A 19027-nucleotide genomic window follows, 5' to 3' on the forward strand; every position below is an offset into this window, starting at 1 on the left:
GAAGCCCTCTCTTTGTTGAGGTTTTCCGCGGCGCGCGACTCCCCTTCGCCGCACCGAATCGACCCGTATTGTAAAGGATGCGTTTCTGCGACTGCGCACATCCTGCGCGGGCCCGTTCCGGCAGGGCCGCCGGAAATGAAAAAAGCGCCCGCAAGGGGCGCTTTTCTCTTCAGCCTTCGCCGGATGGATTCCGGGCAAACCGGGTGACGCTCAACGCTCGTCGTCCGGATCGTCAGCCTTCAGCGGTTCGCCGGCGCGGCCGTCGACGCGTTCACGCAATTCCTTGCCGGGCTTGAAGTGCGGCACGAACTTCTCGGGCACTTGCACTTTCTCCCCCGACTTCGGGTTGCGTCCGACGCGCGCCGGGCGACGGTTGAGCCCAAAGCTGCCGAAACCCCGAATTTCGATACGATGCCCTTTCGCCAGAGCGTCGGACATCGCATCGAGCATCGTTTTCACCGCGAAATCCGCATCCTTGAGGACAAGTTGCGGAAATCGCGATGCCAGCTGCGCGACCAACTCGGATTTGGTCATACTTCAGCAGACCTCGTGAGGCTTACTGGTTCTGGCCGTCGAGCTTCGCCTTCAGCAGCGCGCCGAGGTTGGTCGTACCGGTCGCAGCAGCGCTGGAGTCCGACTGCAGGCCGCGGATCGCTTCCTGTTGTTCAGCCGAATCCTTCGCCTTGATCGACAGGTTGATGCCGCGCGACTTGCGATCGATGTTGATCACCATCGCGTTGACCTTGTCGCCTTCCTTCAGCACGTTGCGTGCATCTTCGACGCGATCCTGCGAGATTTCCGATGCGCGCAGGTAGCCTTCGATGTCGCCCGTCAGCGTGATGACCGCGCCCTTCGCATCGACCGTCTTCACGACGCCGTCGACGATCGAGCCCTTGTCGTTCATTGCAACGTAGTTGCTGAACGGGTCGCCTTCGAGTTGCTTGATGCCGAGCGAAATGCGCTCCTTCTCGACGTCGATACCGAGCACGATGGCTTCGACTTCGTCGCCCTTCTTGTACTTGCGAACGGCTTCTTCGCCGGTTTCGCTCCACGACAGGTCCGACAGGTGGACCAGGCCGTCGATGCCGCCCGGCAGACCGATGAACACGCCGAAGTCGGTGATCGACTTGATTGCGCCCGTGATCTTGTCGCCCTTCTTGAAGTTGCGGCTGAAGTCATCCCACGGATTCGGCTTGCACTGCTTCATGCCGAGGCTGATACGACGACGGTCTTCGTCGATCTCGAGGACCATGACTTCGACTTCGTCGCCCAGCTGGACAACCTTCGACGGCGCAACGTTCTTGTTGGTCCAGTCCATTTCCGACACGTGGACAAGGCCTTCGATGCCCGATTCCACTTCGACGAATGCGCCGTAGTCGGTGATGTTCGTGACCTTGCCGAACAGGCGCGTGCCCGACGGGTAACGACGCGAGATGCCTTCCCACGGATCGTCGCCCAGTTGCTTGATGCCCAGCGAGACGCGGTTCTTCTCTTGGTCGAACTTGAGGATCTTCGCGGTGACTTCCTGGCCAACCGACAGGACTTCGCTCGGGTGACGCACACGACGCCATGCGATGTCGGTGATGTGCAGCAGGCCGTCGATGCCGCCGAGGTCGACGAACGCACCGTAGTCGGTGATGTTCTTGACCACGCCGTTGACGATCGCGCCTTCCTTCAGCGTTTCGAGCAGCTTCGCGCGCTCTTCGCCTTGCGTTGCCTCGATCACTGCACGACGCGACAGCACGACGTTGTTACGCTTGCGATCGAGCTTGATCACGCGGAACTCGAGCGTCTTGCCTTCGTACGGGGTCGTGTCCTTGACCGGACGCGTGTCGACCAGCGAACCCGGCAGGAACGCGCGGATGCCGTTGACCATCACGGTCATGCCGCCCTTCACCTTGCCGGTGATCGTGCCGGTGACGAGTTCGTTGTTGTCGAGAGCCTTTTCCAGCGACAGCCACGATGCAAGGCGCTTCGCCTTGTCGCGCGACAGGATCGTGTCGCCGTAGCCGTTTTCGAGCGCGTCGATCGCGACGGACACGAAATCGCCCGACTGCACCTCAACCTCGCCCTGATCGTTCAGGAATTCCTCGATCGGAATGTAAGCCTCGGACTTCAGGCCTGCATTGACGACCACGAAGTTGTGGTCGACGCGCACGACTTCGGCGGAAATCACTTCGCCGGCGCGCATGTCTTGGCGGGTCAGCGACTCTTCGAACAGAGCCGCAAAGGATTCGGTATTCGGGTTGGAGGTTTGCAGGTCGGACATAAAAATCTGATTGTGCATGGCTCGCTGTGCCACGCCGGCCGAAATGGCAGGCTGAAAGGGCCAGATCGAAAACCACACGGGGTTAAGGGTTCGAAACACGCTTCGCGCTTGCGGCGCGGAGCACCTACCGCTGCCCGCCTTCTCAGGCGGGCTGGCCGAGCGCCCGATACCACTGCAGCACCTGATCGACGGCTTCATCGACCGAAAGCGCCGACGTATCGAGCAGCCTGGCGTCTGCCGCGGGCTTCAGCGGCGCGGCCGCGCGATTGCTGTCGCGCGCGTCACGTTCACGAAGATCCCGGAGCAAGTCATCTATATTAGCAGAAAAACCTTTTTGCATCAATTGCTTATGCCGTCTGGTCGCGCGCGCCTCGGCGCTGGCCGTCAGGAACACCTTCAGCACCGCGTCGGGGAAGATCACGGTACCCATGTCGCGCCCGTCCGCAACGAGGCCCGGCGTCTTGCGGAACGCGCGCTGGCGCGCGACGAGCGCGGTGCGCACGGGCCCGTGCACGGCGATCGCCGATGCGCGGTTGCCGACCGCCTCGGCGCGGATGTCGTTCGACACGTCGACGCCGTCCAGCTGCGCGCAGCCCTCGCGGAACGTGATGTGCAGGTCGTCGATCAGCTTCACGAGCGCGTCGATGTCCTCTGCCTCGATGCCGTAGCGTACGCTCGCGAGCGCGGCAAGCCGGTACAGCGCGCCGCTGTCGAGCAGGTGGAAGCCGAGGTGCGCGGCGACGAGCGCCGCGACGGTGCCCTTGCCGGAAGCGGTCGGGCCGTCGATCGTGATGACGGGAGTCGGGTGAAAGGGTCGGGTCGATTTCATCGGAACAGTCGGGTCAGGCTTTGGCGAGCGCGGCGAAGCGGTCGAAATAGTCGGGGAACGTCTTGCCGACGCACTTCGGATCGTTGATCCGCACAGGCACGCCGCCCAGGCTGACGAGCGAGAAGCACATCGCCATCCGGTGATCGTCGTACGTATCGATCGCCGCGTTCGGCGTGAGCTTGTGCGGCGGCGTGACGACGAGGTAGTCGGGGCCTTCCTCGACGGTGGCGCCGACCTTGCGCAGCTCGGTCGCCATCGCGGCGATGCGGTCGGTTTCCTTCACGCGCCAGCTCGCGATGTTGCGCAGCGTGCTCGTGCCGTTCGCGAACAGCGCCGCGACCGCGATGGTCATCGCCGCGTCGGGGATCAGGTTGAAGTCCATGTCGATCGGCTCGAGCTTGCCGTGGTCGTGGCCGATGCCGCGCACGTCGATCCAGTCGTCGCCCATCGTCACGTTCGCACCCATCTGCATCAGCGCATTCGCGAAACCGACGTCGCCCTGGATGCTCGCGCGCCCCACGCCCTCGACACGCAGCGGGCCGCCGCCGAGCGCGCCGGCCGCGAGGAAGTACGATGCGGACGACGCATCGCCCTCGACCATGATCCGCCCCGGCGAACGGTAGCGGACGCCGGCCGGCACGACGAAGCGCTGCCAGCCATCGCGCTCGACGGTCACGCCGAAACGCTCCATCAACCGGATCGTGATGTCGATGTACGGCTTCGAAATCAACTCGCCGTCGACCTCGACGACGATCCTGCCGTCCTTCGCCTTCACCAGCGGCAGCGTCATCAGCAGCGCCGTGAGGAACTGGCTCGACACGTCGCCGCGCACGCGAATCGGTGCGTCGACGGCAATCGTCGCGGGCCTGATCCGCAGCGGCGGGTAGCCGTCGTTCAGCTCGTAGTCGATCTGCGCACCGATCTGCCGCAGGCCGTCGACGAGATCGCCGATCGGCCGCTCGTGCATGCGCGGCACGCCGTGCACGCGATAGTCGCCGCCGTTCACCGCGAGCGCGGCGGTCAGCGGCCGCACGGCCGTGCCTGCGTTGCCGAGGAACAGGTCGGCCGTCTTCGCGGTGAATGCGCCGCGCGTGCCCGTCACAACACAGGTGTCGCCGTCGCGCGCGAGCTTCACGCCGAGCGTGCCGAGTGCGTCGAGCATCACGCGCGTGTCGTCGGAGTCGAGCAGGTTGGTGATCGTCGTTTCGCCTTCGGCCAGCGCCGCGAGCAGCAGCACGCGGTTCGAAATGCTCTTCGAGCCGGGCAGACGCACGGTGCCCGATGCGCTGGAGTACGGGCCGAGATCGAGATAGTCCATGGGAATCGTCCTGTTATTTCTTGACCGGTTCGGCGGCGGGCTTGCCGCCGCGCTCCTGCCATGCCTTGCGCGCGGTGCGCGAGCGCGTGAACACGGCTTCGAGCGCCGCGCCGTCGCCGGCGTCGATCGCCGCGCGCAGTCGCGTGAGCACGCGCGTGTAGCCGTCGAGTTCGTCGAGCAGCGCCGCGCGGTTCGCGACGCACACGTCGCGCCACATTTCCGGGCTCGACGCCGCGATGCGCGTGAAATCGCGGAAGCCGCCCGCCGCGTACGAGAATTTCAGTTCCGCGTCGGCCTCGCCGAGGATCTGTTCGACGAGCGCGAACGACAGCACATGCGGCAGATGGCTGATCGACGCGAACACGCGATCGTGCTGCTCGGTGCTCATCGTGCGCACGTCTGCGCCGGTCGCGCGCCACATCGCCTCGATCCGCGCGACCGATTCGGGCGCGTTCTCCGGCAACGGGCACAGCACGACGTTGCGGCCGACGTACAGATCCGGCAACGCGGCCTCGACGCCGCTCGACTCGCGGCCGGCGATCGGATGACCCGGCACGAACTGTGCGATCCGCGCGCCGAGCGCTTCGCGCGCGGCCGCGACGACGTCGGACTTGGTGCTGCCCGCGTCGGTGACGATCGTTGCATCGGTGAGCCACGGCGCGATGCGCGCGAGCAGCGGCCCCGTCTGCGCGACGGGGGCGGCCAGCAGCACGAGATCGGCACCGGCCAACGCGTCGCTCAATTGCGCGTCGTCGTCGAGCGCCGCCACGCGGTCGATCACGCCGAGCGCAAGCGCCCGCTCGACGGACGCACGGGAACGACCCACGCCGACGATCTCGCCCGCACCGCCCGGCGCGCGCTCGCGCAGCGCACGGGCCAACGATCCGCCGATCAGGCCGACGCCGAGGATGACCAGTTTGTTGAATGCAAAGCCTGACACGACTAGAACCAAGTTACGCGCGCGGAACGACACCCCGCGCACGGAATTCCAGATTTCGGGCAACGGGCCCGCACCCGGCGCAACCTGCGCCGGATACCGCCCGAACCCGCCTCCGGCAGCACCGACCGGCCTGCCTTGCCCGCACGGCCGCACCGCCCGCACGGGCAGGCGACGGGCCGCCGCGCATCAGCGTGCGCGCGGATACGAACCGAGTATCTTCAGGAACGCGGCCTTCTGGCCGAGTTCCGCAAGCGCGGCCGCGACCGCCGCATCGTCCCGGTGCCCTTCGATATCGATGTAGAAGTAGTACTCCCACGTGCCGATGCGCGCCGGACGCGACTCGAAGCGGGTCATCGACACGCCGTGCCGCGCCAGCGGCTCGAGCAGCTTGAACACGGCGCCCGGTTCGTTCTTCACCGACACGATCAGGGACGTCTGGTCGTGGCCGCTCGGCCCGGCCGGCTGCTTGCCGACGATCACGAAGCGCGTGCGGTTGTGCGGATCGTCCTGGATCAGCGAGAACGCGATCTGCAAGCCGTAGTGCGCGGCCGCGCGGTCGCCCGCGATCGCCGCGACGGTCGGATCGGCCGCCGCGAGACGCGCCGCCTCCGCGTTGCTCGCCACCGCCTGCCGCTCGAGTTGCGGCGCATTCGCCGCGAGCCACTGCTGGCATTGCGCAAGCGCCTGCGCATGCGCGCAGACGCGCTTCACGCCGTCGAGCGAGCCGCCCTGCGTGAGCAGGTTGTGATGGATGGGCAGCGCAAGCTCGCCGCTGATCAGCAGTTGCGTCTGCAGCAGCAGGTCGAGCGTGCGCGACACCGCACCTTCGGTCGAATTCTCGACCGGCGCGATGCCGAACGCCGACGCGCCGGCCTCGACCGAGCGGAACACTTCGTCGATCGACGGGCACGGCAATCCTTCGATCGACTGACCGAAATATTCGAGCATCGCCTGCTCGCTATACGTGCCCACCGGACCGAGGAACGCGACGTGGATCGTCTGCTCGAGCGCGCGGCTCGCCGCCATGATCTCGCGCCAGATCGCGCTGATGTGCTCGCTCGCGAGCGGCCCCGCGCTCAAGTCCTGCAGCCGCGCGATCACCTGCAACTCGCGCTCGGGCCGGAACACCGGCGCGTTGAAATGCTTCTTGACCTCGCCCACCTCCAGCGCCACTGCGGCGCGCTGGTTCAGGAGCGCGATCAGTTGCGCGTCGATCGCGTCGATGCGATCGCGCAGCGGTTTCAAGCGGGAATTCAGTTCGTCGTCCATGCGTTTTGCCGTGCTGTTTGAACCGCGCCGCCGTCAGGCGCCGCGCTGCTCGAAGTCCTTCATGTACTCGACGAGCGCTTTCACGCCCTCGAGCGGCACCGCGTTGTAGATCGACGCCCGCATGCCGCCGACGGACTTGTGGCCCTTCAGCTGCAGCAGCCCGCGCGCCTTTGCGCCGGCAAGGAAGTCTTCGTTGCGCGCTTCGTCGGCCAGGAAAAACGGCACGTTCATCCGTGAACGCGCTACCGGCTCGACCTTGTTCAGATAAAAGCCGCTCGCATCGATCGTGTCGTAGAGCAGCTTCGCCTTTTCGATATTGCGTGCCTCGATCGCTTCGAGGCCGCCCTGCCGCTTCAGCCACTGGAACACGAGGCCCGCGATGTAGATCGCGTAGGTGGGCGGCGTGTTGTACAGCGAATTGTTCTCGGCGATGGTCTTCCATTCGAACGCGGACGGGCAGATCGACAGCGCACGATCGAGCAGGTCCTCGCGCACGATCACGAGCGTCACGCCGGCCATCCCGATGTTCTTCTGCGCGCCGCCGAACAGCACGCCGTATTTCGCGACGTCCATCGGGCGCGACAGGATGTGCGACGAGACGTCCGCGACCAGCGGCACGTCGCCGAGATCGGGGATCTCGAACGTCTCGACGCCGTCGATCGTCTCGTTGGTACACAGATGCACGTAGGCCGGATCGTCCGACAGCTGCCATTCGGCGCGCGCGGGCGCGCGCGTGAAGCCGTCTTCCGTCTTGCCGGTCGCGGCGAGATGCGGCGTGCCGTACCGCTTCGCCTCGTTGAACGATTTCTGCGACCACGAGCCCGTCACGACGAAGTCGGCCGTCTTGCGCGAGCCGAGCAGGTTCATCGGCACGATCGCGTTTTCCGCGATACCGCCGCCCTGCAGGAACAGGATCCGGTGGCTCGCCGGCACGCCGAGCAGGTCGCGCAGGTCGGCCAGCGCAGCCTCGTGGATCGACATGAATTCCTTGCCGCGATGGCTCATCTCCATCACGCTCATGCCGCTGCCGTGCCAGTCGAGCATCTCGTCGGCGGCCTGCCGCAGCACTTCCTCGGGCATCGCCGCGGGGCCGGCGGAGAAATTAAAGACGCGCATCGTGAAAACCTCGGAAGGGACGCGACCGGCTTGCCGCCGGCGGAACGCGCCAGAAAAGAAATGGCCGCTTGCGCTCGCGCGCAAACGGCCATTATCGCACTGTCGTCAGGCTCCCGCCAAACCCGGCCGAACGGCCGGGAGCGTGCCCGGACGGCTTTACTTGCCCGGCTTGACTGCTGCGACTTCCTTGTCAGCCTGCGTACGCGTTGCCTGGATCGCTTGCGGCATGTACTTCTGCATCAGGCCGTTGACCACGTCGCGGCCGACCTGATCCTGAACCTGGATGAACTTGCGGCCCGTCGGGCTCTTGTAGAACGTCGTCAGATCCTTGATTTCCGACGTGCTGTAGTACTTTGCGTACGCATCGTACTGAGCCGACATCGCGTCGTTCTGGAACTGCTGCGTGCCGAACACCTTGCCCGCGCCGTCGACCAGCTTCGGCACGGCGTTCTTCTGCAGCGTCGGAACGGCAGCCTGCTTCTGCTTGTCGTTCAGCGTCTTGTTTTCCGACAGCGCGTCCGACAGGATCGCCGGCACGAGTTGCTTGGCCTGCATTTCGGCGCTGTTGCCGATTGCCGACACGAGCTTCGGCGCGTCGATCGCGTCGAGCAGATCCTTGATCGCCGCCTTCTTGTCAGCGTCGATCGGCGCAGCTGCCGCCGGCGCAGCAGGTGCGGAATTCGACAGCGCCTGCGCCATCGCGAACGTCGGCACCAGTGCAGCCAGCAGGACCAGTTGCTTGAATTGCTTTTGCATCATCACTCCCTTTTGGAAATTTGAATGGTTGCTCACCGGCCGCGGCGCTTTTCGCCCGCGGCGGCCAGAGTCTCATCCGTTCTTCAGGCTTCGCCGTCCGACGCCTCGTCGGCCTCGCCATCGCCCTCTTCCGCCTCCGCGATCTGCTGCAGGCCGGAGAGCTTGGTACCCTCATCGAGACTGATGAGTGTAACACCTTGCGTGGCCCGTCCCATCTCGCGGATCTCCGATACACGGGTGCGTATCAACACGCCTGCCGTCGTGATCAGCATGATCTGATCCTCGGCATCCACGAGCGTCGCGGCCACGACCTTGCCGTTGCGCTCGGACGTCTGGATCGCGATCATACCCTTCGTGCCGCGCCCGTGGCGGGTGTACTCGGTGATCGGCGTGCGCTTGCCGTAACCGTTCTCGGTCGCGGTAAGCACCGTCTGCTCCTCGCTGCCGGCAACCAGCAGCGCGATGACCTGCTGCCCGTCCTCGAGCTGCATGCCGCGCACGCCGCGCGCCTCGCGGCCCATCGGACGCACGTCGTTCTCGTCGAAGCGCACGGCCTTGCCGGCGTCGGAGAACAGCATCACGTCGTGTGCGCCGTCGGTGATCGACGCCCCGATCAGGAAATCGCCGTCGTCGAGACCGACCGCGATGATGCCCTTCTTCATCGGACGGCTGAATGCCTCGAGCGGCGTCTTCTTCACGGTGCCGAGCGACGTCGCCATGAACACGAACTTGTCGGCCGAGAATTCCTTGACCGGCAGCACGACGTTGATCTTCTCGCCTTCCTGCAGCGGGAACATGTTGACGATCGGGCGGCCGCGCGAGTTGCGCGAGCCCTGCGGCACTTCGTAGACCTTGACCCAGTACACGCGGCCGCGGTTCGAGAAGCACAGGATGTAGTCGTGCGTGTTCGCGATGAACAGCGTCTCGATCCAGTCGTCTTCCTTCATCTGCGTCGCCTGCTTGCCGCGCCCGCCGCGCTTCTGCGCGCGGTACTCGGACAGCGGCTGCGACTTCACGTAGCCCGCGTGCGACATCGTGACGACCATGTCCTGCGGCGTGATCAGGTCTTCCGTATTCAGTTCGGTCGCGTTCAGCTCGATCTTCGAGCGGCGCGCGTCGCCGAATTCGGCCTTCACCGTGGCCAGCTCCTCGCCGATCATCGTCGTGATCCGCTCGGGGCGCGCGAGGATGTCCAGCAGGTCGGCGATCTGCGCCATCACTTCGCGGTATTCACCGATGATCTTGTCCTGCTCGAGGCCGGTCAGGCGCTGCAGGCGCATCTGCAGGATTTCCTGGGCCTGCGTGTCGGACAGGCGGTACAGCCCGTCGCCCTGCATCCCGAATGCGGGGTTCAGGCCTTCCGGACGATACGCGGCGCCGCCGCCGGCCGTCGCGTTCTCGGCCTCGGCGCGCGTCAGCATCTCGCGCACGAGCGACGAATCCCACGACTTCGCCATCAACTCCTGCTTCGCGATCGGCGGCGTCGGCGCGGCCTTGATGATCGCGATGAACTCGTCGATGTTGGCGAGCGCGACCGCGAGACCTTCAAGCACGTGGCCGCGTTCGCGGGCCTTGCGCAGTTCGTAGATCGTGCGGCGCGTCAGCACTTCGCGTCGGTGCGACAGGAAGCACTGCAGGATTTCCTTCAGGTTCAGCAGCTTCGGCTGGCCGTCGACGAGCGCGACCATGTTCATGCCGAACGTATCCTGGAGCTGGGTCGCCTTGTACAGGTTGTTCAGCACCACTTCCGGCACTTCGCCGCGCTTGAGCTCGATCACGACGCGCATGCCGCTCTTGTCGGACTCGTCGCGGATGTCGGAAATGCCCTCGAGCTTCTTCTCGTTGACCAGCTCGGCGATCCGCTCGAGCAGCGAGCGCTTGTTCACCTGGTACGGGAGCTCGTCGACGATGATCGCCATCCGCTGACCGCGGTCGATCTCCTCGAAGTGCGTGGCCGCACGCATCACGACGCGCCCGCGCCCGGTGCGGTAGCCGTCGCGCACGCCGGCGACGCCGTAGATAATGCCGGCCGTCGGGAAATCCGGCGCCGGGATGATCTCGATCAGCTCGTCGATCGTCGCTTCCGGGTTGCCCAGCAGGTGCTGGCACGCGTCGACGACTTCGTTCAGGTTGTGCGGCGGGATGTTGGTCGCCATGCCGACCGCAATGCCCGACGAACCGTTGATCAGCAGGTTCGGGATGCGCGACGGCAGGACCGACGGCTGCGTTTCGTTGCCGTCGTAGTTCGGCTCGAAATCGACCGTTTCCTTGTCGATGTCGGCGAGCAGCTCGTGGCCGATCTTCGCCATGCGAATTTCGGTGTAACGCATCGCGGCGGCATTGTCGCCATCGATGGAGCCGAAGTTGCCTTGCCCGTCGACCAGCATGTAGCGCAGCGAGAAATCCTGCGCCATCCGCACGATCGTGTCGTAGACCGCGGTATCGCCGTGAGGGTGATACTTACCGATCACGTCGCCGACGATACGCGCCGACTTCTTGTACGCACGGTTCCAGTCGTTGTTCAGTTCGTGCATCGCGAACAACACGCGCCGGTGCACGGGTTTCAGGCCATCGCGGACATCCGGGAGGGCACGTCCGACGATCACGCTCATCGCGTAATCGAGATACGAACGGCGCATTTCCTCCTCTAGGGAGGTGGGCAGGGTCTCTTTGGCGAATTGATCCATGTATCCGTATCGTTTCGGAGCGAAGACGGCGAACGCCTTTCGCGTGGGCGCTGCATGCGCAACGCAACGCGAGATTCTAACATGCGCCCATCCACCGCCAATTCGCCGCCCCCTCTATATGTAAACAGCAAAAATTGCGGCGGCGCCGAACCCGCGGAATCGCGCACCCCGATTCCCCTGCGACCCGGCGTCGCAGGAAATTCCCCAGCCGTTTCGCACGCACAAGTAAACGGCCAGGCTCATTCGCGCAATTTCGCCACCCCACTCTTGACAATCTCTGAAAGTTACGGCAGGCCGGTGTTGCGCATGCACCACAAAGTTGAAGCGATCTTAGGGTGGGGAGGATTTTTTTTCGTAGGAGGGGAACGATATGGCAAAATGCCAACGCACTGAAAGTTAGACGCTGCTCGAAGTCTACACAGAGCGGTGCCGCGTTTTTTGTGCCGCACCAATGTTATACTTCGAGCAATGTATGACTTGTCACCGTCAACAAGCTCGCAGTAAACCTGCGGTAATCTCAATTTCGAGAGGAGAAATATGAATAAACTTTCAAAGCTCGCGTTCATTGCAGCTACCGCAGTTATGGCTGCATCCGCTTCGGCACAGTCGGTCCCGGCATCGCGTCAAGCCGTCAATGACAACTGGGTGAACGGCACGGGCGAATGGGTGTGGATGAACGGTACGAACGAGCTCTGCTGGCGTGATGCCTTCTGGACGCCGGCCACCGCCAACGCAAAGTGCGATGGCGCACTGGTCGCCCAGGCACCGCAGCCGCCGGTCGCTCCTCAGGTCGCTCCGGTGATCTCGAGCCAGAAGATCACGTATCAAGCTGACGCACTGTTCGACTTCGACAAGGCAACGCTCAAGCCGCTGGGCAAGCAAAAGCTGGACGAACTGGCTGCGAAGATCGAAGGCATGAACACGGAAGTGGTCGTCGCAACGGGCTACACGGACCGCATCGGTTCGGACAAGTACAACGACCGTCTGTCGCTGCGCCGTGCGCAAGCCGTCAAGTCCTACCTGGTCAGCAAGGGTGTGCCGGCCAACAAGATCTACACGGAAGGCAAGGGCAAGCGCAACCCGGTTACGACGGGCTGCAACCAGAAGAACCGCAAGCAACTCATCGCGTGCCTCGCACCGGACCGCCGCGTGGAAGTCGAAGTGGTTGGTACGCAAGAAGTCCAGAAGACGACCGTTCCGGCAAACTAAGCCGCGGTTTTCGACTGCTTCAAAGCCCCGCTCCGGCGGGGCTTTTTCTTTGACGCCCGTCCGGGCGCACGCCGCTTCACCGCTCGTCCGCTTCTTATATACTCGGGGCTGACGAAACGCAGCACCGCCCTCCTCCCGTAGCCCGCTTGCCGACATGACCAACGCCGATCCGCACGAACTCCAGAAATTCAGCGACCTCGCCCATCGGTGGTGGGATCCGAATGCCGAATTCAAGCCGCTGCACGACCTGAACCCGGTCCGGCTCGGCTGGATCGACGCGCATGCGCATCTGGCCGGCAAGCGCGCGCTCGATATCGGGTGCGGCGGCGGCATCCTGTCCGAATCGATGGCCGGACTCGGCGCCCAGGTGAAGGGCATCGACCTGTCGACCGAGGCGCTCGGCGTCGCGGATCTGCACAGCCTCGAAAGCGGCATCTCGGTGGACTACGAGGCGATCGCCGCCGAAGCGATCGCCGCGCGCGAACCGGGCAGCTACGATGTCGTCACGTGCATGGAAATGCTCGAGCACGTGCCGTCGCCCGCCGGGGTCGTATCCGCCTGCGCGACGCTCGTGAAGCCGGGCGGCTGGGTGTTCTTCTCGACCCTGAACCGCAACCTGAAGTCGTATCTGTTCGCGGTCATCGGCGCGGAGTACATCGCGCAAATGCTGCCGAAGGGCACGCACGACTACGCGCGCTTCATCCGCCCGTCGGAACTGGCCGGCTTCGTGCGCGCGACAGATCTGCACGTGGTGGAGATCAAGGGCATCACGTATCACCCGATCGGCAAGCGCTTCGCGCTGTCGAACGACACCGACATCAACTATCTCGTCGCGTGCCGCCGCGGCGCGTGACCCTCAGACCGGCATGACGACTCCCCTCTCGACCGCGCGGGCCGTACTCGACGAACCGCGCCTGCTGCACTGCGATGCCGTGCTGTTCGATCTGGACGGCACGCTCGCCGACACGGCGCCCGATCTCGCGGCGGCCGTCAACAAGATGCAGCGCGTGCGCGATCTGCCCGAGACACCGCTCGACGTGCTGCGCCCGCTGGCCTCGGCCGGCGCGCGCGGCCTGCTCGGCGGCGCGTTCGGCATCGATCCGCACACGCCCGGCTATGAAGCGATGCGCGACGAGTTCCTGGCCAACTATGCGTCGGATCTGTGCGTGCATACGACGCTGTTCCCCGGCATCGGCGACGTGCTCGACGAACTCGATGCGCGCGGCGTACGCTGGGGCATCGTCACGAACAAGGCGATGCGACTCACGGCGCCGCTCGTCGGTCTGCTCGGCCTCGCGCCGCGCGCTGCCTGCGTCGTCGGGGGCGATACGACGCCGCATCCGAAGCCGCATCCGGCCCCGCTGCTGCATGCAGCCGGGCAGCTGACGCTCGCGCCCGCGCGTATCGTCTACGTCGGCGACGACCTGCGCGACATTCAGGCCGGCAGCGCTGCCGGCATGGCAACGGTTGCGGCCGCTTACGGCTACTGCGGCGACGGCGCCGCGCCGGCCGACTGGCAAGCCCAGCATCTGGTCGACACGACGCAGCAACTACGCGACCTGCTGCGCGATGTTGGGCTATAATGATCGATCTTATCCGCGGGGGCGACCTGGTTTCGACAGGGGTTGTGAAGCGGCTAGGGCATGTCGAGGACCCGTCACCTCGTTAATCAATGGGAAAATCGTAACTGCAAACGACGATACGTTCGCACTGGCAGCCTAAGGGCCGCCGTCCTCTGCCTAGTTCACTGACGGGCTAGTGTCGCAAGACCGGTAGCAATACCGCCAGAGGTCATTTACGTCAGTTAAGCCCTGTCGGCGTCGCGACGCCAGGGTCGAAAATCTAGCGAATCGCCGTAGTGCAGCGTGTTCGTCCGCGTCGCTGCGGTTAAATCAAAAGACCGAACTAAACATGTAGAACTAGTCGTGGAGCGCTTCTGGACGCGGGTTCGATTCCCGCCGCCTCCACCAAATTCCGCGCTAGCCGCACGAACCCCGCATGACGCAAGTCTGCGGGGTTTTTTGTTGCCGTCGATACCACGCCCCTCTCCTTCCGAAAAAGCGCCCAGCCACGGGCGGGCCGGGCGGAATGCCACCGGCGTACCGGCGACAGGAGGTTCAGGTGTTCTGCCGCGCCCGCGCATTCATCGATCGCACCGGGCGGCGGCCGGCCCGGCGCGCAAGCCCGGCGCGACGCTTCGTCGCACCCGGTGCTCCCGCATGCCGGGCGGAGCGCGGTTTAGCTGCCGCGATACAGCGACTTCATTTCTTCGGCGCTGGCCGGACGCACGCCCATTGCACGTGAACCCGACGCCGACGCACCCTGCACCTGTGCGCCGTACCCGCTGACATCGGCACCTTGCGACTGCGCCAGCGCGGCACGCTGCTGCTCCGCGACACGGGCAGTTGCCGCCTGGATCGCTTCCGGATAGTGCGGATCTTCACCGCGAGCGGAGTTGTAACCGGCCTGCTGCAGTTGAACCAGTTCGGCACGAACCTGTGCGCGGGTGATCGTCGAACCCGACTGGGCGAACGACACGACCGGGGCAACAAGGGCAGCAGCAACAACGACGGCTTGAACGAGCGACTTCATGATGACCTACCTCCAGATTTGTCTGTGTTTGCGGTGAACACCTTGTTCAGCGCTGACAACCCGAAGTTTATGTAGGCGGGTGCTTAAGAATAAGGCAGGTTTCTGGAAGGCATTCTTCCTGATTTACGGGTTAACCCTAGACCATCCGTCCGGCCGGTGACGAGCCCGTACGAGCATCGTCCCGGACCGGACCGCACGCGGCTCGCATGAAAGCAAAAGCCCCGCGAAGCGGCAACGCTTCGCGGGGCTCGAACGGCGCGGGATCGTGTGCGGCGCCTTCCGCGCCGCAGGTCAGTCGGTCAGGCCAGAACGGGTCCGCATCGGCCCGTCGAACCGGCACGGCGTTACTGGCTGTCCATCGGGCACTTCAGGTTGCAGCCGTTCGGATCGCCCATGTCGCCCTTGCGGCGCAACGCCGACTTCTTGCCGCTCTGGTATTTCTGCGACGGCGCCGACGCGGCGAACGGCATCTGCGGATGCTCGTTCAGGCGAAACTGATCGCTCAGGATGCCGCCGGGGACACCGGGGGAATTCTGCGCGAACGCAAACGGCGAAACAGCGGCCAGTAGCCCCGCGGTCAACGCTGCCGCGGCGAGGGGAACGGAAAATTTCATGGCGGGATGACGCTTGAACGGCGTACCTGTCGAAACGTTGATCAAGCGGCAAGCGTAGCGCAAAACCCTCGCTGCTGCATTGCGGGTCAATCGTGTCCCGGTTACCGGGAATTGCCGCCGGGCACGCCCGCGCCGTCGCCACCGGCCAGGCCTGTCGCGACGCTCGTGAGCGTTCCGCATGCGCCCGGGTCATAGCCGTCCAGATGGGCGACGCGCTCGACGAAGCGCGGGTCGCGCAACAGCGCGAGCACGGCAGCCAGCGGCCGTGCGTCGAGCCGCGCGCGTTCGCACGCGAAGTAATAGTCCTCGTCGACGACCGGGATGAAATCGAGCCCGAAATGATGGGCGGCCGGCTCGACGCCGAAGCCGAGATCGGCCATTCCGCTCGCGACGAACGCCGCGATCGCCGAATGCGTGAGCTCGGCCGACGCATAGCCGTCGATGCGCTCGGGGTCGATGCCGATCGCACGCAGCGCGAGATCGAGCAGCATGCGCGTGCCGGACCCCGGCTGGCGATTGACGAAACGGATGTCGCTGCGCGCGAGATCCGCGAGCCCGCGTACCTGCTTCGGGTTGCCGCGCGGCACGAACAGCCCCTGCTGACGGCGCGTCAGGTGGATCAGCACGTGGCGCGTGTCGTCGAGCCACGGCCGGTAGATCTGCGCGCACTGCGCGCGAAACGCGCCGCGCGGCAGATGGAAGCCGGCCAGGTCGCATTCGCCACGGGCAAGGGCCTGCACGGCCTCGACGCTCTCGCGATACTTGATGTCGACGGCCGCCTGCGCATCGACGAGCGCGGAAACGAGCGTCGCAACCGCATAGCCGTGCGACGCGTGAATGCGCACGGCGCCGTCGCGCCGCGCAAGCCGCCGGTTCAGATCGCTCGCCACTTCGGCCGCCAGCGTGCGCAGGTTCCCGTCGAGCCGGTCACGCGCGAGGCGCTGCGCATCGACGACCGCCTGCCCGAGTGCCGACAGCGTCGACCCCTTGCCCCGCGCGGTTTCGATCAGCTCGCCGCCGATACACGCCTCGAGCGCACGCAGCATGCCCCATGCATGCCGGTAGGACAGCCCTTTCGCTTGCGCGGCCTGTGCAATGCTGCCCGTGTCGGCCACGAGTTCCAGCAACGGCGCGACGTCGGACAGGCTCGCCGTGCGGCCTTCCGTGTCGCGCACGGTCAGATACGCGTCGCATTCGATGCGAATCAATTATGCACTCCGATTTCCTATTGCGACCGCCAGATCTTCCGCTTATCGTTGGTCAAAATCAATCAAAACAAAGCCACGATGCGCACTATATGAATTGCCAGCGCATATGAGACTTTGGAGGAGCACAACCGATGTCCCCGAATTCCCATGCGCCCGACGCGCTCGTCGAGCGCCATGCGCGCGCCGGACGGTCGCTCGTGGCGATTCTGCACGCGATCCAGGACGACGCGGGCTACGTGCCGCCGGGCTGCGTCGCCCCGCTCGCCAGGGCGTTGAACCTGTCGCGCGCGGAAGTGCACGGCGTGCTGACCTACTACCATCACTTCCGTACCGCGCCACCCGCACGGGTCACGATCCGGATGTGCCGCGCCGAAGCGTGCCGCAGCATGGGCTGCGAGGCGCTGGCCGCCCATGCGGAAGCCCGCACCGGCTGCCGGTTCGACGCGGCGCACGGCGACGGCGCCGACACGCACGCGCCCGGCGACGTCGCGCTCGAATCGGTCTATTGCCTCGGGCTGTGCGCGCAGTCGCCGTCGCTGACGATCAACGACGTGCTGCATGCGAAGGTCACGCCGGAGACATTCGACGCGCTGCTGGCCGACGCCGTCGCCCGCACCCCGGAGGCCGCATGACGACCCGCATCTACGTTCCCCGCGATTCGTCCGCCCTCGCACTCGGCGCCGACGCACTGGCCGCCGCGATCGCGGCGGAAGCCGAACGGCGCGGCATCGCCGTCGAGCTGGTGCGCAACGGTTCGCGCGGGCTGCTATGGCTCGAACCGCTCGTCGAGATCGGCACGGCCGCCGGCCGAATCGGCTATGCGAACCTGTCGGCCGCCGACGTGCCGGCCCTGTTCGATGCGAACTGGCTCGACGGCGGCGCACATCCGAGCGGGGTCGGCCTCGTCGACGCGCTGCCCTATCTCGCGCGCCAGCAACGTCTCACGTTCGCGCGCATCGGCCTGACCGATCCGCTGTCGATCGACGACTACCTGCAACACGAGGGCCTTGCCGGCCTGAAGCAGGCGCTGGCACTGGACGGCGATGCCGCGTGCGAAACGCTGATCGAGTCGGGGCTGCGCGGGCGCGGCGGCGCGGCGTTCCCGGCCGGCATCAAGTGGCGCACGGTCCGGCATGCGTCCGCCGCGCAGAAATACATCGTCTGCAATGCCGACGAAGGCGATTCGGGCACGTTTTCCGACCGCCTGCTCATGGAATGCGATCCGTACTGCCTGATCGAGGGGATGATCATCGCGGGCATCTCGACAGGCGCGACGGTCGGCTACATCTACGTGCGCAGCGAATATCCGCACGCCATCGCCACGCTCGAAGCCGCGATCGTCCGCGCGCGCGCCGCCGGCTGGCTCGGCGAACACGTGCTCGGCTCCGCGCATGCGTTCGAGTTGCATGTCGCGAAAGGCGCGGGCGCGTACGTATGCGGCGAGGAAACGGCGCTGCTCGAATCGCTCGAGGGCAAGCGCGGCGTCGTGCGCGCGAAACCGCCACTGCCCGCGCTCGCCGGCCTGTTCGGCCAGCCGACCGTCATCAACAACGTCATCACGCTCGCGACGGCGCCCGTGATCTTCGCGCGCGGCGCCGCGTTCTATCGCGACTACGGGATGGGCCGCTCGCGCGGCACGCTGCCGTTCCAGCTCGCGGGCAACATTCGCCACGGCGGCCTCGTCGAACTCGCGTTCGGCGTCACGCTGCGCACGCTGCTGTTCGACTTCGGCGGCGGCACCGCGAGCGGCCGGCCCGCCCGCGCCGCGCAGGTCGGCGGCCCGCTCGGCACCTATCTGCCCGATCACCAGTGGGACATCCCGCTCGACTACGAAGCGTATGCGGCGATCGGCGCGGTAGTCGGCCACGGCGGCATCGTGCTGCACGACGACACGTCGAACCTCGCCGAGCTGGCCGAATATGCGATGAAGTTCTGCGCGATCGAATCGTGCGGCAAGTGCACGCCGTGCCGGATCGGCTCGACGCGCGGCGTCGAGACGATCGCTCGCATCCGCCACGGCGACACGTCCGAGCGACAGGTCACGCTGCTGCGCGACCTGTGCGACACGATGCTGGCCGGTTCGCTGTGCGCGATGGGCGGAATGACGCCTTATCCGGTGCTGTCCGCGCTCGACCATTTCCCCGAAGATTTCGGGCTCGCCGCCGGCCAGCATGCCGCGTCGGGCCCGGTCAAGACTGCGGCCTGACCCAGAAGGAGCCC

General features: G+C 65.6%; 17 protein-coding genes and 1 other RNA gene. 6 read left to right on the top strand and 12 right to left on the bottom strand.

The window, feature by feature from the left end; all coding sequences use genetic code 11:
- Positions 1 to 210: 210 nt before the first annotated feature.
- From GQ56_RS0132685 to gyrA, 9 genes are all read right to left on the bottom strand, one after another.
- Positions 211 to 534: an integration host factor subunit beta gene (locus tag GQ56_RS0132685; RefSeq protein ID WP_006486894.1), complete on the bottom strand. Its 324-nt coding sequence runs from the start codon at positions 532 to 534 to the stop codon at positions 211 to 213.
- Between the two features lie 22 nt (positions 535 to 556).
- Complete coding sequence (rpsA, locus tag GQ56_RS0132690) at positions 557 to 2269, bottom strand: 30S ribosomal protein S1 (protein ID WP_031402662.1); 1713 nt, start codon at positions 2267 to 2269, stop codon at positions 557 to 559.
- Positions 2270 to 2411: 142 nt separating this feature from the next.
- Positions 2412 to 3098, bottom strand: a complete 687-nt coding sequence (cmk, locus tag GQ56_RS0132695; RefSeq protein ID WP_031402663.1) for a (d)CMP kinase — start codon at positions 3096 to 3098, stop codon at positions 2412 to 2414.
- A gap of 13 nt (positions 3099 to 3111) precedes the next feature.
- Complete coding sequence (gene aroA / locus GQ56_RS0132700) at positions 3112 to 4416, bottom strand: 3-phosphoshikimate 1-carboxyvinyltransferase (protein WP_031402664.1); 1305 nt, start codon at positions 4414 to 4416, stop codon at positions 3112 to 3114.
- Positions 4417 to 4429: 13 nt separating this feature from the next.
- Complete coding sequence (locus tag GQ56_RS0132705) at positions 4430 to 5356, bottom strand: prephenate dehydrogenase (protein ID WP_031402665.1); 927 nt, start codon at positions 5354 to 5356, stop codon at positions 4430 to 4432.
- A gap of 186 nt (positions 5357 to 5542) precedes the next feature.
- Positions 5543 to 6625: a prephenate dehydratase gene (gene pheA, locus GQ56_RS0132710; protein ID WP_031402666.1), complete on the bottom strand. Its 1083-nt coding sequence runs from the start codon at positions 6623 to 6625 to the stop codon at positions 5543 to 5545.
- A gap of 33 nt (positions 6626 to 6658) precedes the next feature.
- Positions 6659 to 7741, bottom strand: coding sequence for a 3-phosphoserine/phosphohydroxythreonine transaminase (gene serC / locus GQ56_RS0132715; RefSeq protein WP_031402667.1), 1083 nt, complete (start codon positions 7739 to 7741; stop codon positions 6659 to 6661).
- A 156-nt stretch (positions 7742 to 7897) separates the two neighbouring features.
- Positions 7898 to 8497, bottom strand: coding sequence for a DUF2059 domain-containing protein (locus GQ56_RS0132720; protein WP_011351329.1), 600 nt, complete (start codon positions 8495 to 8497; stop codon positions 7898 to 7900).
- An 83-nt stretch (positions 8498 to 8580) separates the two neighbouring features.
- Positions 8581 to 11184 carry a DNA gyrase subunit A gene (gyrA, locus tag GQ56_RS0132725; protein ID WP_031402668.1) on the bottom strand — a complete coding sequence of 868 codons (2604 nt, stop codon included), beginning with the start codon at positions 11182 to 11184 and terminating at the stop codon, positions 8581 to 8583.
- A gap of 537 nt (positions 11185 to 11721) precedes the next feature.
- Here gyrA and ompA point away from each other — a divergent pair.
- The 4 genes from ompA to ssrA all read left to right on the top strand — a co-directional run bounded on the left by ompA (position 11722) and on the right by ssrA (position 14363).
- The gene (gene ompA / locus GQ56_RS0132730; protein ID WP_031402669.1) at positions 11722 to 12393 is read left to right on the top strand and encodes an outer membrane protein OmpA; all 672 of its coding nucleotides are present in this window, start codon (positions 11722 to 11724) and stop codon (positions 12391 to 12393) included.
- 154 nt (positions 12394 to 12547) lie between these two features.
- Positions 12548 to 13246 (top strand): bifunctional 2-polyprenyl-6-hydroxyphenol methylase/3-demethylubiquinol 3-O-methyltransferase UbiG, encoded by a 699-nt coding sequence (gene ubiG / locus GQ56_RS0132735; RefSeq protein WP_031402670.1) that lies wholly within the window; start codon positions 12548 to 12550, stop codon positions 13244 to 13246.
- Between the two features lie 13 nt (positions 13247 to 13259).
- On the top strand, positions 13260 to 13976 hold the full coding sequence (gene gph / locus GQ56_RS0132740) for a phosphoglycolate phosphatase (protein ID WP_031402671.1): 717 nt from the start codon (positions 13260 to 13262) through the stop codon (positions 13974 to 13976).
- A gap of 17 nt (positions 13977 to 13993) precedes the next feature.
- Positions 13994 to 14363, top strand: a transfer-messenger RNA (tmRNA) gene (gene ssrA, locus GQ56_RS40420).
- 268 nt (positions 14364 to 14631) lie between these two features.
- On the opposite strand, the gene GQ56_RS0132745 is transcribed toward ssrA, so the two are convergent.
- The 3 genes from GQ56_RS0132745 to GQ56_RS0132755 form a co-directional block, all read right to left on the bottom strand.
- On the bottom strand, positions 14632 to 14985 hold the full coding sequence (locus GQ56_RS0132745; protein ID WP_031402672.1) for a DUF4148 domain-containing protein: 354 nt from the start codon (positions 14983 to 14985) through the stop codon (positions 14632 to 14634).
- A 344-nt stretch (positions 14986 to 15329) separates the two neighbouring features.
- Complete coding sequence (locus GQ56_RS0132750; protein ID WP_031402673.1) at positions 15330 to 15599, bottom strand: hypothetical protein; 270 nt, start codon at positions 15597 to 15599, stop codon at positions 15330 to 15332.
- A 101-nt stretch (positions 15600 to 15700) separates the two neighbouring features.
- Positions 15701 to 16807 carry a substrate-binding domain-containing protein gene (locus tag GQ56_RS0132755; RefSeq protein ID WP_031402674.1) on the bottom strand — a complete coding sequence of 369 codons (1107 nt, stop codon included), beginning with the start codon at positions 16805 to 16807 and terminating at the stop codon, positions 15701 to 15703.
- A gap of 131 nt (positions 16808 to 16938) precedes the next feature.
- Between GQ56_RS0132755 and GQ56_RS0132760 the strand changes: the two genes are divergently transcribed.
- Positions 16939 to 17439: an NAD(P)H-dependent oxidoreductase subunit E gene (locus GQ56_RS0132760; protein ID WP_031402675.1), complete on the top strand. Its 501-nt coding sequence runs from the start codon at positions 16939 to 16941 to the stop codon at positions 17437 to 17439.
- Positions 17436 to 19013, top strand: coding sequence for a formate dehydrogenase beta subunit (locus GQ56_RS0132765; RefSeq protein ID WP_031402676.1), 1578 nt, complete (start codon positions 17436 to 17438; stop codon positions 19011 to 19013). The genes GQ56_RS0132760 and GQ56_RS0132765 overlap by 4 nt, the downstream gene beginning before the upstream one ends.
- The last annotated feature ends 14 nt before the right edge of the window (positions 19014 to 19027 follow it).

The sequence above is a fragment of the Burkholderia paludis genome (assembly GCF_000732615.1).
Taxonomy (GTDB): Bacteria; Pseudomonadota; Gammaproteobacteria; order Burkholderiales; family Burkholderiaceae; genus Burkholderia; species Burkholderia paludis.

What these genes read in the sequence shown, in the direction of transcription:
- GQ56_RS0132760 (WP_031402675.1), top strand. Translation starts at nt 16,939, where the DNA reads ATGTCCCCGAATTCCCATGCGCCCGACGCGCTCGTCGAGCGCCATGCG.
- rpsA (WP_031402662.1), bottom strand. Translation starts at nt 2,269, where the DNA reads ATGTCCGACCTGCAAACCTCCAACCCGAATACCGAATCCTTTGCGGCT.
- gph (WP_031402671.1), top strand. Translation starts at nt 13,260, where the DNA reads ATGACGACTCCCCTCTCGACCGCGCGGGCCGTACTCGACGAACCGCGC.
- pheA (WP_031402666.1), bottom strand. Translation starts at nt 6,625, where the DNA reads ATGGACGACGAACTGAATTCCCGCTTGAAACCGCTGCGCGATCGCATC.
- serC (WP_031402667.1), bottom strand. Translation starts at nt 7,741, where the DNA reads ATGCGCGTCTTTAATTTCTCCGCCGGCCCCGCGGCGATGCCCGAGGAA.
- GQ56_RS0132685 (WP_006486894.1), bottom strand. Translation starts at nt 534, where the DNA reads ATGACCAAATCCGAGTTGGTCGCGCAGCTGGCATCGCGATTTCCGCAA.
- ompA (WP_031402669.1), top strand. Translation starts at nt 11,722, where the DNA reads ATGAATAAACTTTCAAAGCTCGCGTTCATTGCAGCTACCGCAGTTATG.
- aroA (WP_031402664.1), bottom strand. Translation starts at nt 4,416, where the DNA reads ATGGACTATCTCGATCTCGGCCCGTACTCCAGCGCATCGGGCACCGTG.
- GQ56_RS0132765 (WP_031402676.1), top strand. Translation starts at nt 17,436, where the DNA reads ATGACGACCCGCATCTACGTTCCCCGCGATTCGTCCGCCCTCGCACTC.
- cmk (WP_031402663.1), bottom strand. Translation starts at nt 3,098, where the DNA reads ATGAAATCGACCCGACCCTTTCACCCGACTCCCGTCATCACGATCGAC.
- GQ56_RS0132745 (WP_031402672.1), bottom strand. Translation starts at nt 14,985, where the DNA reads ATGAAGTCGCTCGTTCAAGCCGTCGTTGTTGCTGCTGCCCTTGTTGCC.
- gyrA (WP_031402668.1), bottom strand. Translation starts at nt 11,184, where the DNA reads ATGGATCAATTCGCCAAAGAGACCCTGCCCACCTCCCTAGAGGAGGAA.
- GQ56_RS0132720 (WP_011351329.1), bottom strand. Translation starts at nt 8,497, where the DNA reads ATGCAAAAGCAATTCAAGCAACTGGTCCTGCTGGCTGCACTGGTGCCG.
- GQ56_RS0132750 (WP_031402673.1), bottom strand. Translation starts at nt 15,599, where the DNA reads ATGAAATTTTCCGTTCCCCTCGCCGCGGCAGCGTTGACCGCGGGGCTA.
- ubiG (WP_031402670.1), top strand. Translation starts at nt 12,548, where the DNA reads ATGACCAACGCCGATCCGCACGAACTCCAGAAATTCAGCGACCTCGCC.